This window comes from Paenibacillus motobuensis (assembly GCF_039521865.1).
Lineage (GTDB): Bacteria > Bacillota > Bacilli > Paenibacillales > Paenibacillaceae > Fontibacillus > Fontibacillus motobuensis.
This window is the reverse complement of the sequence record NZ_BAAACX010000009.1, coordinates 1-14,673: the sequence shown is the minus strand read 5'-3', so window position 1 is coordinate 14,673 and position 14,673 is coordinate 1. Positions and strand designations below refer to the sequence as shown.

Here is a 14,673-nt window from a genome sequence, read left to right as displayed (position 1 = left end):
CAAATTCATTTATAGAATCAGATTTTCTGCAGTAAAAAGTGCAAAAATAAAAAGCGCAGAACCGAAGTTCTACGCTTTTTTATTCAAATGAAAATAAAACATAACTCCGTCGGGGGTATTAATTGCGCCATAAGGCACGCCATGCATCTCCAGAATTTTCTTGGAAATGGCGAGGCCTAATCCGGTGCCACCGACCAACCGCTGGCGAGAAGGCTCTCCGCGATAAAATCGCTCCCAGATCTTCCCCAGTTGCTCGTCCGGAATGCGTGTCCCTTTATTTTCGATGCAAATTTTTACGGTGTCCCGATCCTCCAAGATTCTGACGAGTACGGATTCCTGCTCCGGCGTATAGCGAATTGCGTTGCTGAGGAAATTGACAACGACCTGCTCAATGCGGCGCTCATTTGCCATCACTTCGATTGGTTTCAGCAACGTATCTAGATGCAATTGCTTCGCCTCGATGTCCGTAGCCAACTTTGCACATACCCGCTCGATAACAGCGTCGATATAAAAGGAATCCATATCCATGGTATACGTGCCGGACTCATATTTGGCCAATTCCAGCATGTCCACGATCAGCAGATCCATTCTTTTGACTTCGTCCTCCATCGCCTGAAAATAATAATCGCGTTTATGGCTCGCCACCCCGTCCTTCATAATGGCCAGGCAGCTCTGAATGACGCTTAGTGGAGTTTTCAGCTCATGGGATACGCCGGATATAAACTCTTTTCTTGTATTCTCCAGCTGCTTTTCCTTCTCGATGTCCTGCTCAAGTCGAAGAATATGGGAGTGCAGGCGTTCGGAGAGCTCGTTAATATTACGCGACAAATCCCCGATTTCATCCTTCGTTGTGATCGGAATTTTCTCTGAAAAATCAAGATCGGCCATTTGCCGTGTGGTACGGTTGATACGCAGCAATGGCCTAGTGATCTGACGGGAGTAATAGAACGATGCCAGCATCACGAGAAGCAGAGTAGCAATGATGATGTACACATAGTAATCCTTGATCATCCCTGCGGCTTCATTAACCGGTTGGAGTGACGTCATCGCGAATAAATACGCGGGATTTCCGTCGTGATCCTGAATACGATTCACAAAAATTTTGTAATTCACATGGTTTTCTTCATAATCCAGGATCTGATTGGTATTCGTGCTATCCTGCAAGCCGCCGTACAATAGATCCGCTTGGAAAGCCTTGATCCGATCCAGCAGCAAATGATTGGTGTAACGCGAGACCCCTGCCCCTTCCGGTATCCGAACCTTCGTAATAATCCCTTTGACCAGAAAGTTGGGATATTTCTCATGATATTGGATCGGATTCTCATACCGACTGACGACCTCGTATTCTTTATTCACCATCTGCCGATTTTCCAGGTGAGTTTCATCTCTTAGATTAGACTCCCTCTTCCCCATCCGCTGGATAACCGGCTGGCCATCCATGATCAAGCCTTCCATGGCGATCCCTCCACCTTCTTCAATCCAGGGAGTGAGGAACGGATTATCGTAGCTGAATTGCTCTACGTTGATGAAGCTATATAGAGGGACAGTCATTGTTCTATTGGAGAACATCTCCTCATCCGAAGGCTCCAGCTGAATCTCCATGCTGAAATCGTCGGTATCCTTTAAATTTCCACGGGTGTCCACGGTCGTAATCCAGGTGTTATGCTTTTGATAAAAATCTTGCTCCAGCTTTGCCGTCTCCTGCGTGTCCAATACATGATTCAGGTAGTCTTGTTCATAAGACTGAAGCGCCGCGTTCACATCCTTCACTTTCTGATGAACATAAAACTGTTTGAAAAATACGGTCTGCAAGGTAAAAATAACGGCAAGAATGAATAAGCATAATCCCGTCGTTAATAGGAACAGCTTAAGAACAATGCCCCGTTTCATAACTTCTCCTCGAATTTATAACCGGATCGAACAATGGTGGCTATATGCTTGGCATGCTCCCCTAACTTGGAACGCAAATTACGGATATGGCTGTTAACGGTCCGGTCGTCACCGACGAAGTCATATCCCCATATTTTTGTAATCAGCTGTTCTCTGGTTATAATAATTCCTTTGTTTTTCATCAGGTAAGCCAAAATTTCAAATTCCGTATGCGTCAAACTGCAGTTTTCCCCATCCACCGTAACCATTCGGGATGGAAAGTGGATGGAAATACCGCTGCTGGACAAAGTATCGTCCTCTTGTTCCCGGGTCTGTCTGCTCTCCAAAAGCCGCTTCGCCCGTGCCAGCAAGATTGGAGGGCTGTACGGTTTGGTGACATAGTCGTCAGCTCCTAGTTCAAACCCAAGCAATGTATCGTCTTCGTCCGAACGAGCTGTTAACATAATAATTGGAACATTCGATATTTTCCGAATCCGTTTGCATACGGACCATCCGTCTAGTTCAGGGAGCATAATATCGAGAATGATCAGATCTACTTCATGTTCGTGGAATAACTCGAGCGCATTTTTTCCATCGCCAGCTTCAAGCACTTCGTATCCTTCTTCCAGGAAATAATCTTTCATAACTTCCCGTAAAATAGGCTCATCTTCTACAATCAATATTGTTCTAGTCATATAACTACCTCACAATGTTATTCTTACCACCCATAACTTGAGACTTTTTGCGATTGCCAATATGAGTATAATTGGATGCTAGCATGTTTTCAAAGACTAGACAAATGACCTGGTACAATTCCTTCTATACAACTCTTAAGAAAGCGCTTAATATTTGCTATAGTGAACTTATTCGTAAAGGAGTCATCGCAAACATGCTGCAACCAAAAATAGCCAATCAATTAAAGAACACGTTGAAAGCAAGTATTGATAACAAGGAAATTGCCGGTGCGAACTTTATGGTCATCAAGGATGGAAATAAGGTTTTTTATCATGAAGAAGGCTTGGCCGACATCGAATCGGGACGTCCTATTACAAGGGATTCGATCTTCCGCTTATATTCGATGACGAAGCCAATTACCGCCACTTCTATCATGATGCTGCTGGAACGTGGAGAAATCGATTTATTCGATCCGGTAAGCCGTTTTATTCCAGGGTTCAATAACCAGCAGGTTGAGAAGAACGGTGAATTGGTGCCTGCCGGACGCGAGGTCAATATTCACGATTTATTGAACATGACATCGGGATTAGTATATGGTGGAACCGACAAAGCCGATAAGTATACTGAGGCACTGTTCCAAGAAATCAACGGTCGTATGTACGGTGAAAACCCCATGAGCACCATAGAATTCGCAAACCGCCTGGGTCAAGGCCCCCTCTCGTTCGAGCCAGGATCGAACTGGCAATACGGGGCGTCAGCGGATATCCTTGGCGCGATTGTAGAGACGGTCAGCGGTATGCGGTACGGACAATTTTTGAAAAAAGAAATATTCGAGCCATTAGAGATGAAGGATACCGGGTTTTGGATACCCGAAGAAAAAAGAGCTCGTCTGGTGAAAACTTATCAGGATGATGGTTCAGGAAGCTTGAAGCTGTATGCGGATAATCATCTGGGGATCGCCCATCAGATGGATCAGGAGCCGGCATTCGAATCTGGCGGAGCTGGCCTAGCGTCTACGATTGACGATGCCGCCAGGTTTACAACGATGCTGTTGAATCAAGGCAGCTTCAACAACATTCAACTGCTGAGGCCAAGAACCGTTCAATATTTGACCTCAGCTACTCTTACGGACTGGCAGCAAAAAGGCCTCGACACGTGGCATACTTTCCGCGGCTATAGCTATGGCAACCAAATGCGCATCATGACCGCTCCGGAAAAAGCCGGATTGATCGGCAGCCCGGGAGAATATGGCTGGGACGGCTGGCTTGGGGCATACTTCTGCAACAGTCCTCAAGACGGCCTGACAATCCTATTCATGATCCAGAAAAAAGATGCCGGCACGATGACGATTACACGCAAGCTTCGTAATATCGTGTTCAGCAGCTTGTAGACTATGTAGGACCAAGTCTTCTGCATTACCTCGAACGCATCAACGACATTCTCAGGTGAATTATCCCGCTTCGCTAATTGATTGCTCCTGTCATGATTACATAGATAAGAAACGGCTGCCGACGAAGGCATCCGTTTCTTGTCACTCAACAGCTCTTTCTGCTGTTCTTACCTGGGTTCATCGGTTTATTTCCACTATCCTCTGCCAACTTCTCACCGAATTGATCTAGCCGTTCAGGGGAAGAGGCAGGTCCGTCGTTCTTAGGCTTGTTGTTTCTTCCAGTCATGACGCTCACCTCCATTTATAACATGAACGTCTGACCTCGTTTTCATTCAGCTAGCCCTAAATAGATAGTGGCTTTCCCATCAAGCCCTCCAATGATTTATTATTTTAGCGGCGGCTATTAAAATAGGACCATTGTATCGTAAACCTGATTCTTTGCATTCTTTCCCAATCCGTAATTTGAATTATTAAGTCACATCTATCTACCACGAATGTTTGTACATAAAGAAGTGAGAATCATATATAATATGCTTTAAATATAGTGAAATGGAGTTAGTCAATGACTAAAAAAAAGGCGTTACTCTATATTTTTCTTATAGTAATGGTATTGGATCTTCTCCTACTTTGTTTATTAGCAAAGAATTATGATGTGATCTTTCTAAAAAAGAGTAATTACCTGGCTCCTATCATCCTTAACATTGTTGTATTTTTCTTGGTTGTTAAAAAAAGTAGAGGGATTAATTTAGTTTTAGTAGTTTTAAGTATTATACTTTGTTTTTGGTTATTGATAATAAATTTATGGACTGAATTCTTTCATAGTTTTAATTATGAGGAAATTACATCTCCGCAGAAAAGTAATGTTGTGATCATTGAACATCGAAATAGCCTTATTGATCAAAATATTTCAAATTACAAAATATATCAAAAGAAATATGGAATATTAATGAAAGAACTTACGAAAAAAGATATCATAATAACTGTTCCTTACATTTTTACACTATCGCAAAAAGAAATTTTTGATTTCGAAGAACCTATCTGGATAAATGAAAAAAAGGTCATTTTTAATACCTTAGAAGATCGATATAAATTCAACTTGGACTAAACACTAACTTATTCGATATCTTTTATTCTAGCTGACCCGAAGTCGCATTGCACTAGATACAACATGGCCTTAGCATCCAAGTGAGCATGTATCTACAAAAAAGATCGTTCCCTAGTATACCAGGGACGATCTTTGTACCGATCTAATGCTGCAACGCTGGGCATCAGGTCGTCATCTTATACAAATTGGTGTTTATCTTCTCCACAAAAGGCGTCCAATCCCCCGTAGAGTAGAGCAACAGTTGATGCATAGCCCGCGTACATGCAGTATATAGAAGCTTGCGATCATTGTCCCGGCTATACGCTTGAGATGAAGCCTCATATATTAGAACGGCATCGAACTCAATCCCCTTAGCCAGATATACAGGAATGACCATCACTCCCTTATCAAACTGAACCGTCTCCTTAGTAATCAGCTGCAATTCTTCGCTTCCCTGCGCCTGTAAAGATTCAAAGGCTGTTCGGCTTTCAGCCGCTGTCTTCGTAATGACGGCAATCGAGTCATAGCCTTCGCCTTGAAGGGCGGCAATGTCTTTCAGTATTTGCGCGGCACGCTTCTCCTCGCCTTCTATCCTAGTAAGAAGTGGCTTCGGTCCTCTCCTCTCAAATGGTACGATATCCGACTCTTCCGAGAGCAGTTCCTTTGTAAATTCTACAATCTCCCGTGTTGAACGATAACTGCGCACAAGGCGGATCAAGCAGGTCTTGTCATTACCATAAAGCCTGACCATTGGCGAATCGTCCCCTTGCAGTTTTGTAGACTGCGTGAAGATAGCCTGCCCAAAGTCGCCGAGTACCGTCATACGGGCACGAGGAAACAGCTTCTTGAGATATTCATATTGAAACGCCGAATAATCCTGTCCTTCATCGATAAAGACATGGCGAATCTCCGTGTTCGTCCGAACGCCTTCAATCAGTTCTTTTAAATACAAGTACGGAGTCGCATCCTCATAGAACAATTCGTTCTGGTCCAGTTTTTCTTTGGTTTGTTGGCAGATTTCAGACCATAGAGCAGGAACTTCCCCCTCTTTCGTCTTCTCTCGATAATGCGCTTCATCATCAAACAATTGCTCGTATAGCCCCTGGACATCTATAAAGAATAATTTCTTCACGCTTTGTCTTACCGGTTTGAAGCTCTGCTTCACAATCCTCTGGCTAAGCAATTCTTTCTCCTGATCGGCGAAGTCGAAGTCGCCTTCATCTTTCCGGCGCTTTTTGCTTATTATCTCGTACACTTCGGCGTAACGCTCGGCAATATCAAACACTTCTCGATCCTTGTGCAGCTCGCCGAAAACTTCCTCATATTGTTCGATATCAAGGTATTGGAGTTCCTCCTCTACCCAGGAAGCTTCGCGTTCTTTACGTTCCAGGACCGATAGTTCCTTCATAAGCCATTTCTGCAGGAGATCGATCCGATTGGCCAAGCTCAAGGTGAAGTCGTAACTGTAAAATTGTAAGCCTATCCGCTCCGCAGTGATCAGATCACGGTCCCGAAACCGAATACTCTTGAAGAGCATTCCTTCCTGACCTAACCACTGTGCATAGTTCTGCAGAGCTGTCAGAAAAGCCTCGGACGCCTTGTATTTCATCCCCTGAAGCCGCGCCTCATAATTTGGCATTAATTGTGCGGTCAGCACATATTCGATCTGATCGAACGGATCCTCCAGACGTAAGGATGAACCAAGCCAATATTCGAGATATTCCTGGAAAGTCGTCTGCTGCATATTCTCCTCCCCGAGCTCTGGAAGCACGGAGGATACATAACTGTTAAAGATCGGATTCGGCGAGAAAAGAACGATCTGATCGGCCTTAAGTGTATCGCGGTTCTTATACAATAGGTAGGCTACACGCTGCAAAGCCGCAGAAGTCTTTCCGCTGCCAGCAGCTCCCTGTACAATAAGCAATCGGCTGTGGTCGTCTCGAATGATCGTGTTCTGTTCCTTCTGAATCGTCGCTACAATACTTTTCATTTGCGAGTCCGCGCCTTTAGACAAAACTTGCTGGAGCAGCTCATCGCCAATCGTTACGTTCGCATCAAACATGTTGCGGATTTGTCCGTTTTGGATCTGATACTGCCGCTTCAGCTCCATCGTTCCCGTAATCCTACCAACTGGCGTGTCATAAAAGGCCGCACCGGGGGAATGATCGTAGTAAAGACTGGCAATGGGAGTACGCCAATCATATACTAGGAAGCTCAGTCCATCTTCTTCCACGAAGGAAGATACTCCGATATAGATTTGCTCAGTCAAGTTCAGACCGTCCTCTTGAAAATCAATGCGACCAAAATAAGGCGAGGGCAGCAGCCGATTTAAGCTCTTCCATTGCTGGCTCAGAAGCCGATGACGGCGCTCCCGTTCGGATAAGACCGCGGCTTGTTGTTTAATAGTATAGAAAGTCTCTTCAAAGTCCTCATCCGAGCTCGTGTTGACCGTCACTTCTTCCCAGAAGTGCCTGCGCATCTCGGAAGCCTGCTCACGTGTCCCTATAACCTCCGGCTCCAGCTCTTCGATCCTTGCTTGCAGCTTCTCTCTAACTTGATCCAGTCGCGCTTGTTCTGTCTGCCATTCCTTCGCTTCCATATTCTTCTGAACACACTCCTTTTCATTCCGAAAAATGGGCATTGACAAATCAGAAGTCACTGGTATAAAATAAAATTAGGAAGAGTAATTATAATAACCAGTTATATTTTGATTTCCAAATGCGCTAATGATTATATCATAGCGCTTTTAGTGTTTCAAATTATTTTTTAGCTTGGTCTTCGGGCCAAGCTTTTTTTGTTTTGGCAAAATTCGAACTCTCTTGCTAGTGAGTATCTATCTAGAGCATTTCCCGCTAAATACAACTCTCTTGTACCGTAGGACGCACTGTCATATTTGCATAGTCGCTCTTCATACATTTTGATATATCCTAACAAATTCGCATACGGGTATGGGGAGGTTGAAAGATGAACGAGAACAATGGAACTCGCCCTAGAGATACTTCGGCTGCTTTTCATTCACAGACAGTAGGTGAACGAGGCCCTGTATTGGAACAGGACAACGTGCTGCATGAAAAGCTGCAGACATTCATTCATTCGAAATTGTTGGAAAGGCCCGTACACGCCAAAGGTTATGGCGCATTCGGCTACTTTCAGACCGTGAATACCATGACGGCTTACACGAAGCTTTGTTTCTTGCAAAATCCGGGCCAGCAGGTCCCCGTTGCGGTAAGATTCTCCTTAGCCGTAAGCAACGCAGGCACGCCAGATACTTCCCGTAATGTACGCGGATTCGCCACCAAGTTCTATACGGACCACGGAGTGTTCGATCTTGTCTTTAACCATATCCCCGTGTTCCCTGTCCGAGACGCCTTCCGCTTTCCCGAATTTATCAATGCCTTACTGCCTTCTCCCACCAACAACCTCACCAACCCGGAACGATTTTGGAATTTCATCGCCAGAGCACCGGAATCCACACACTTTCTCGTCCAATTCTACTCTGACGCGGGCACGATCAAGAGTCTTCGACATATCCCGGGGCACAGCGTCAATACTTATGTCTGGTTAAACGCTCAAGGTGTCCGCACTTACGTGAAATACCATTGGATGCCTCTTGAGGGTGTACAGTATATTGACCGTCAAGAAGCAGCCCGGCTCGCTTGCGAGAATCCGGATTATGTCGCCAAGGACTTATTCGATACATTGAACGCGGGCAAAACGATTGAATATGGGCTTTATGTACAGCTGATGAACCCCCAAGATGAGTCTTTTCTCCCTTATGATCCGTTGGATTGTACAAAGGTATGGGATGAGCGGCAATATCCCTTGCTCCCGGTAGGGAGATTGGTGTTAAATAGCAATCCGAATAATTATATGGAACAAGTAGAAAAGTTGGCTTTCTCCCCCTCCAACCTGCTGGAAGGCGCAGAGTTATCGGACGATAAGCTACTGCAGGGGCGCGCAAATATTTATTGGGACTCACAGCGACATCGACTTGGTCCAAATTTTCGTAAGATTCCGATAAATCATCAGCAGAACTGGACACCCGATTTTCTAGTGACTAGCGGCAACGGGAGATTCGTGGAAGGACGCCTCGTTCGGTCCGATGTTCCTAAGCAAGATGACTTCGCGCAAGCTGGTCAGTACTATAGCGCTCTTGCCCCATTACAGAAAATTCACTTGGTAGATAATCTGGCAGTTGATCTTGTCGGCATATCCCCCGAAACGCAAAACATCGTCCTCGGCTACCTGTACCAGGCGTCCCCCGAGCTCGGGGAACGTGTCACCCGAAAGATTCAAACTTCATAATGAATCGTATTTAAGCAAAAACCTGCCATTACTTAAGGTACGGTTCACCGTGCAAGCAGCCGCTCCTATCATCGGAGCGGCTACTTTACGTGAACCTGATATAAATTGAGTATAGCAACAGTTGATTCATCAGAATAAAAGGTATCGTTATATGACACCTTTTTATTTTATACTATAGTTAAAGAAGATAGAAAAGGAGAAACCATTAAAATATGAAAAAATTATTTTTAGCCTCATCTTTCAAAGATTTAGCCAATATATTCTCAGACTTTGAAAAAAACTTGAATGGTAAGACTATAATTTTATACCTACGGCAAGCGTAGTAGAAAAGGTTGTTTTTTATGTAAATGCAGGAAAAAAAGCACTCGAGAAATTAGGGCTGATTATTGATGTTCTAGAAATATCCACAGCCACCGCTGATGAAATAAGTGCCAAATTAAAAGGTAATGATTTTATTTATGTGACAGGTGGCAATACCTTTTTCCTGTTGCAAGAGATGAAAAGGACAGGAGCAGATCAAATCATCATTGAAGAAGTAAATGCAGGGAAGCTCTATATCGGGGAGTCTGCAGGGGCAATGGTTACAGCCAAAATATCGAATATGTAAAAGGTATGGATAGCGTTGAAAAAGCTCCCGGTTTTGAAATAAATCAAAGCCGCCGTTTGCCTGTAATTATCACGACTTTGTCTTCAAAAAATGAAACGCAGCACCATGATAGAAATAATACCGACCACTACAGTTCCTAACAAACTCCGCGTTAATTTAGCCACGATGAAAGTTGGCAATGCCGCCAGTAACTCTAGGTTGCTTTGTAAGGGAGACCATTCTCCATTCTTCATTAGTAACTCTTGCCCTACTAATGCCGCCATGACGGCAACTGGAACATAATTCAACCAGCGCATTCCCCATTCGGGTATTTGTATGCGACTAAGCACAACAAGCGGAAGCACCCTTGGAATGAGCGTGACGATAGATGCCCCGATAATAATCAATAGAATTGACCATCTTACTTCCATTTTTCCACCACCATTCCAATTGTCGCGGCAATGATTGTAGCTACGATGACCCCTACACTTCCAGAAGTCACCAGAGATACACCTACAACAATGACCACTGCACTTATAGCGACCACAATATCTACAGCCACTTTAGCCCGACTCACCATCATTAGAACCAGCAGACCGATAAACATGGCTGGCAAGGCAAAGTCGAGACCAAATTTCTGAGGGTCTGTGATCCATTGTCCCAAGAATGCTCCGGCGATATTGGCGATGACCCAATTTAGATAAGCTGTGATATTTAAACCATGCATCCATCTATCACTGATGTATGTCTTGTTCGCGGTCTGAGCCATGGCAACACCAAATGTCTCATCCGTAAGCAAAGAGCCTATCAACATATTCTTTAAGGGAGATAAATGCCGGAAATAAGGCGATAAAGCCGCACTCAATAAAAGGTGACGGAGATTCACAAAGAAAATCGTAAATATAATAGCCGAAGCCGAGCCATTTGCCGCCACCATCCCGGCAATAATAAATTGAGCGGAGCCAGCATAGACTAGCAAGCTCATCAGAGTGATTTCAGTGATGCTTAGTCCTGATGTTTTTCCCAGCACTCCAGCAGCAAATCCAATACTCAAGTAACCCAATAATGTAGGAATACAGTCTTTTACACCTTGTAAGAAGCTCTCTCCGCTAACTTCAACCCCATGTTGTTTGATTTGCAAATTCTCTTGCATCGTATGATCCTCTCCACCTTTTGTCTTTCTGTGTCCTCATTATAATAGAAAAACAGTCGATTTTCCGAGTTAGTTGCTAGTTATTGTTTTTCTGTATTCAGTTGGAGAGACTCCCCATATTCGGTAGCATTATTCATCATCCTGTTTTAGCTCACCGGTAACTTACTCTCCCTTCCTCTGGCGAAGCATCAGCCGATACGCCCCTGGAGTCATTCCAAGCTTGGCCGTAAACAGGCGCACCATATAGTTGGGATCGCGGATCCCCACCTTTTCCGCGATCTCAGAAATGCCAAGCACCGTTCCGCCCAGCAATTTTTTGGCCTCCTCCAGACGCAGGTGCAGTACATACTGCAGCGGAGTTTTGCCGATATGCCTCTTCATGCACCTTGTGATGTAATTCGCCTGGAAATGCAGATTTGCCTCCAACGCTGCCAGCTGAAATGGCTGCCTCCAATGTTCGTTCAAATACGCTACAGCAGCCCTGGCTAGCCGGACGGAAGGCTCAGGTTCGTATGTCCTTACACATTCTGCCTGCAGCGCCGCAAACAGCTCAGCCAGTAATAGATGAAGCCGAAGTGCAGTTTCTACGTTCAACCCATTGTGGATATTGTCCAACTCGCGCACCAGCGGCTCTATGCTTTGTACATCGACGGAAGCGAATTTCGGCAAGTACATCCGCTGCTGCGAGGACGGCTCAACATCCTCGTTCGTCCCTTTGGACAGTAGGGATGACCAAGGAATATCCTCCTGCCGGATGTGCGACGCTGGATGTCCATGGACGAAATGCACCCAATAAATCTCCGTATCCTCCGAGCAGGATCGATGTCCGAAATGCGGCAGCCCTGCTTCCAGCACAAGCATCTTTCCTGCGCCGATTTCATATTCCGTCTCTTCTTCCGTCATATAGAGCGTTCCTCTCGTTACCAGAAGCAGGTCGTATACGCCAAAGACGCGGGCGAAATGCTGGTCTCCCGGCTTCCATAAGGCACGTCCCGCCATTAAGAATTGCGGCAGTGGCGGAATGGCAAATTCCAGACAATACACGTAGATTCTCTCCAATCTATAAGTCCGTTTTGTGCTATCCAAAGTTTATATTATCACTGGTTGCGCTCGTGTAAAAGAGGTACATTGAACACAAGGAATCGTTCTAATCTACCACTAAAGGAGCTGCTCACACATGCGCTTTCGTCAAGTTCATCTCGACTTTCATACTTCTGAGGCCATCCCAGGCATCGGAAGCCAGTTCTCCCGATCTCAGTTCCAGAATATGCTGCGTATTGGGCATGTTGATTCTATTACTGTCTTTTCGAAATGCCATCACGGCTGGGCTTATCATCCCAGTGAAGCTAATACTATGCACCCGCATCTCTCGTTCGATCTGCTCGGCGAATTGATAGCAGCTGCTCATGAAATCGACGTCAAAACGCCCGTGTACCTTTCCTCCGGCTTCGACGAAAAGCTGGCTAGGCGCCATCCCGAATGGCTAATCCGTGATGCAGAGGACCGAACACGCTGGGTGAAAGATTTCATGACGCCAGGCTACCACGAATTTTGCTTCAATACCCCTTACCTGGACATCTTGCTGGCCCAAATCCATGAGGTCGTCTCCAACTATGATGCGGACGGCATTTTCCTCGACATCGTCGGGATTCGCGAATGCCGATGCCAGTATTGCGTGGCCACGCTTCGGGAGGCCGGACAGGATCCACGCGACGAAGCGGCTGTTGCCGCCTTGGGCGAACGAACTTACCTCAACTACACCCGGCGAGTTCGGGAAACTATCGATGCTGTCAAGCCTGGCCTTCCGGTCTTTCATAACAGCAGTCATCAGCTGCGAGGCCGCCGTGATCTTGCCCATGTCAACAGCCATCTGGAGCTTGAATCGCTGCCGACCGGGGGCTGGGGCTATGATCACTTTCCGCTTTCGGCCCGCTACGTCCAATCGCTGGGCATGGACTATCTGGGCATGACAGGCAAATTCCACACCTCCTGGGGAGAATTCGGCGGGTACAAACATCCGAACGCGCTGCGGTTCGAGACAGCGCTTAGCCTCGCCCACGGCGCCAAATGCTCGATCGGCGACCAACTTCATCCGTCGGGACTGATGGATGAGGCAACCTATGCCCTGATCGGTGCCGCCTATGCTGAAGTAGAAGCGAAAGAGCCGTGGTGCCGAGGCACTTCATCCGTGGCAGACATCGCCGTCTTGTCGCTGGAAGCAGCTCGGGTGGCCTGCCCGGACGCCCAGGAGAAGGATGAACGAGCCCATCTGGCTGATGCAGGAGCAGTACGAATTCTGACCGAAGGTCATTATCTGTACGACATCGTGGATGTCGATGCGGATTTCAGCCGTTACAAAGTGTTGATTCTACCGGATGAGGTGCCGATATGGTCGGAATTGAGGGAGGCTATCAACCTCTTTGCAGCTAACGGCGGAAAAGTTCTAGCTACGGGGCGTTCGGGTCTAAATGTGGCCGGCGATACGTTTATGCTTGAATTGGGATTGAATTGGAAAGGCATCAACCCGTACCAGCCGTCTTATTTTCATCCTCACTTCTCCCCAGGCTCCCTTCTGCCTGCTTCGTTTGTTATGTACGGAGAAGGACAAGTGGTGGAACTGAACGGAGGCCATTCACTTGGACGACGGGAGAATCCGTATTTCAACCGCGACGTTTTTACCTTCAGCTCACATTTGCATACCCCGAGCACCGGGGAGGATAACGGACCTGGTATGATCGAAAGCCCGAACGGCATCTATATCGCCTGGAATGTATTCGGCGACTATGCCGACAATGGCCACCTCATTCTGAAGGAGATGGTATTACACGCTCTTTCCCGGCTGCTGCCGCGGCCGTCCCTGTGCTGCGATTTGCCGGCTCGAGGCATCGCTACTCTCCAATATCAAGCGGAGGGGAATCGCTATATCAATCACTTATTGTATGCCACTCCTGTGCTGAAAGGGCGTGTTGAAGTCATCGAGGACATCGTACCGCTGCAGGACGTTGCCGTCAGCTTGTATCTCCCTGCTTCCGCATCAATCAAGCGGGTCTATCTGGCTCCCTCTATGGAGGAGCTTCCCTACGAGGCCGGGGAGCACGGTGAAATCAGCTACACGGTTCCTTATTTAGATAATCATCAGATGGTCGTGTTGGAGCTTGTGTAGACGCCTTACTTGTCTATTGTATAAATAGAATATTACGAAAGCTGCCGCAGTCCCGAGACCACGGCAGCTTTTATTAATCAGCTTATTCCTTCTTTTGCCCTCCCTGCATGCATAGTCCGCTTTAGGCAGCATCAGATCATGGGTCACCATTACTTTAAGTCCTTATATAGAACTCTATAACTTAGTGATTCCAAAAGATAATATGTTGCGGGAAATCGCTGAGCACATCGTACAAATGACGTTCCAAGAAAGTAAGCACTTCAAAGAGAAGGCAATTTTAACTAGATAAAATCGAATGGACGAACATTGAAATAAGAAAATAAGTGCTTATTTACAACTAAACCGGCTTTTATAAACGTTAATGTTGCATATAACTGCATTTACGGTTCGGCCCCTTAAATCTGGAGTCTGACCCGAGTAAAATACTGTATTCGCAGTCTAACGCTAT

General features: G+C 46.0%; 11 protein-coding genes and 1 pseudogene. 5 read left to right on the top strand and 7 right to left on the bottom strand.

Going from position 1 to position 14,673, the window contains the following annotated elements:
- Nucleotides 1-69 precede the first annotated feature (69 nt).
- Nucleotides 70-1,890: a sensor histidine kinase gene (locus tag ABD014_RS10580; RefSeq protein ID WP_343860733.1), complete on the bottom strand. Its 1,821-nt coding sequence runs from the start codon at nt 1,888-1,890 to the stop codon at nt 70-72.
- Nucleotides 1,887-2,564, bottom strand: a complete 678-nt coding sequence (locus tag ABD014_RS10575; protein WP_343860731.1) for a response regulator transcription factor — start codon at nt 2,562-2,564, stop codon at nt 1,887-1,889. The genes ABD014_RS10580 and ABD014_RS10575 overlap by 4 nt, the downstream gene beginning before the upstream one ends.
- A gap of 194 nt (nt 2,565-2,758) precedes the next feature.
- Between ABD014_RS10575 and ABD014_RS10570 the strand changes: the two genes are divergently transcribed.
- A complete protein-coding gene (locus ABD014_RS10570) occupies nt 2,759-3,934 on the top strand; it encodes a serine hydrolase domain-containing protein (RefSeq protein WP_343860729.1) in 1,176 nt (391 codons plus the stop codon).
- 145 nt (nt 3,935-4,079) lie between these two features.
- Here the strand turns inward: ABD014_RS10570 and ABD014_RS10565 are convergent, their stop codons facing one another.
- Nucleotides 4,080-4,220, bottom strand: a complete 141-nt coding sequence (locus ABD014_RS10565; protein WP_193556459.1) for a hypothetical protein — start codon at nt 4,218-4,220, stop codon at nt 4,080-4,082.
- 276 nt (nt 4,221-4,496) lie between these two features.
- On the opposite strand from ABD014_RS10565, the gene ABD014_RS10560 reads away from it, so the two are divergent.
- Nucleotides 4,497-5,039 carry a hypothetical protein gene (locus tag ABD014_RS10560; RefSeq protein WP_343860726.1) on the top strand — a complete coding sequence of 181 codons (543 nt, stop codon included), beginning with the start codon at nt 4,497-4,499 and terminating at the stop codon, nt 5,037-5,039.
- Nucleotides 5,040-5,202: 163 nt separating this feature from the next.
- On the opposite strand, the gene helD is transcribed toward ABD014_RS10560, so the two are convergent.
- A complete protein-coding gene (gene helD, locus ABD014_RS10555; RefSeq protein ID WP_343860724.1) occupies nt 5,203-7,617 on the bottom strand; it encodes an RNA polymerase recycling motor HelD in 2,415 nt (804 codons plus the stop codon).
- Between the two features lie 365 nt (nt 7,618-7,982).
- Here helD and ABD014_RS10550 point away from each other — a divergent pair, with 365 nt between their 5' ends.
- Complete coding sequence (locus ABD014_RS10550) at nt 7,983-9,323, top strand: catalase (protein WP_343860722.1); 1,341 nt, start codon at nt 7,983-7,985, stop codon at nt 9,321-9,323.
- A 212-nt stretch (nt 9,324-9,535) separates the two neighbouring features.
- Nucleotides 9,536-9,956, top strand: a pseudogene (locus tag ABD014_RS10545) (Type 1 glutamine amidotransferase-like domain-containing protein); the annotation flags it as partial.
- 57 nt (nt 9,957-10,013) lie between these two features.
- On the opposite strand, the gene ABD014_RS10540 reads toward ABD014_RS10545, so the two are convergent.
- The 3 genes from ABD014_RS10540 to ABD014_RS10530 form a co-directional block, all read right to left on the bottom strand.
- Nucleotides 10,014-10,340, bottom strand: coding sequence for an AzlD domain-containing protein (locus ABD014_RS10540; protein WP_343860720.1), 327 nt, complete (start codon nt 10,338-10,340; stop codon nt 10,014-10,016).
- On the bottom strand, nt 10,331-11,062 hold the full coding sequence (locus tag ABD014_RS10535) for an AzlC family ABC transporter permease (protein ID WP_343860717.1): 732 nt from the start codon (nt 11,060-11,062) through the stop codon (nt 10,331-10,333). The genes ABD014_RS10540 and ABD014_RS10535 overlap by 10 nt, the downstream gene beginning before the upstream one ends.
- 162 nt (nt 11,063-11,224) lie before the next feature.
- The gene (locus ABD014_RS10530; RefSeq protein WP_343860714.1) at nt 11,225-12,106 is read right to left on the bottom strand and encodes an AraC family transcriptional regulator; all 882 of its coding nucleotides are present in this window, start codon (nt 12,104-12,106) and stop codon (nt 11,225-11,227) included.
- A gap of 133 nt (nt 12,107-12,239) precedes the next feature.
- On the opposite strand from ABD014_RS10530, the gene ABD014_RS10525 reads away from it, so the two are divergent.
- Entirely contained in the window at nt 12,240-14,225 is a 1,986-nt protein-coding gene (locus ABD014_RS10525; RefSeq protein ID WP_343860712.1) for a beta-galactosidase trimerization domain-containing protein, read from the top strand.
- The last annotated feature ends 448 nt before the right edge of the window (nt 14,226-14,673 follow it).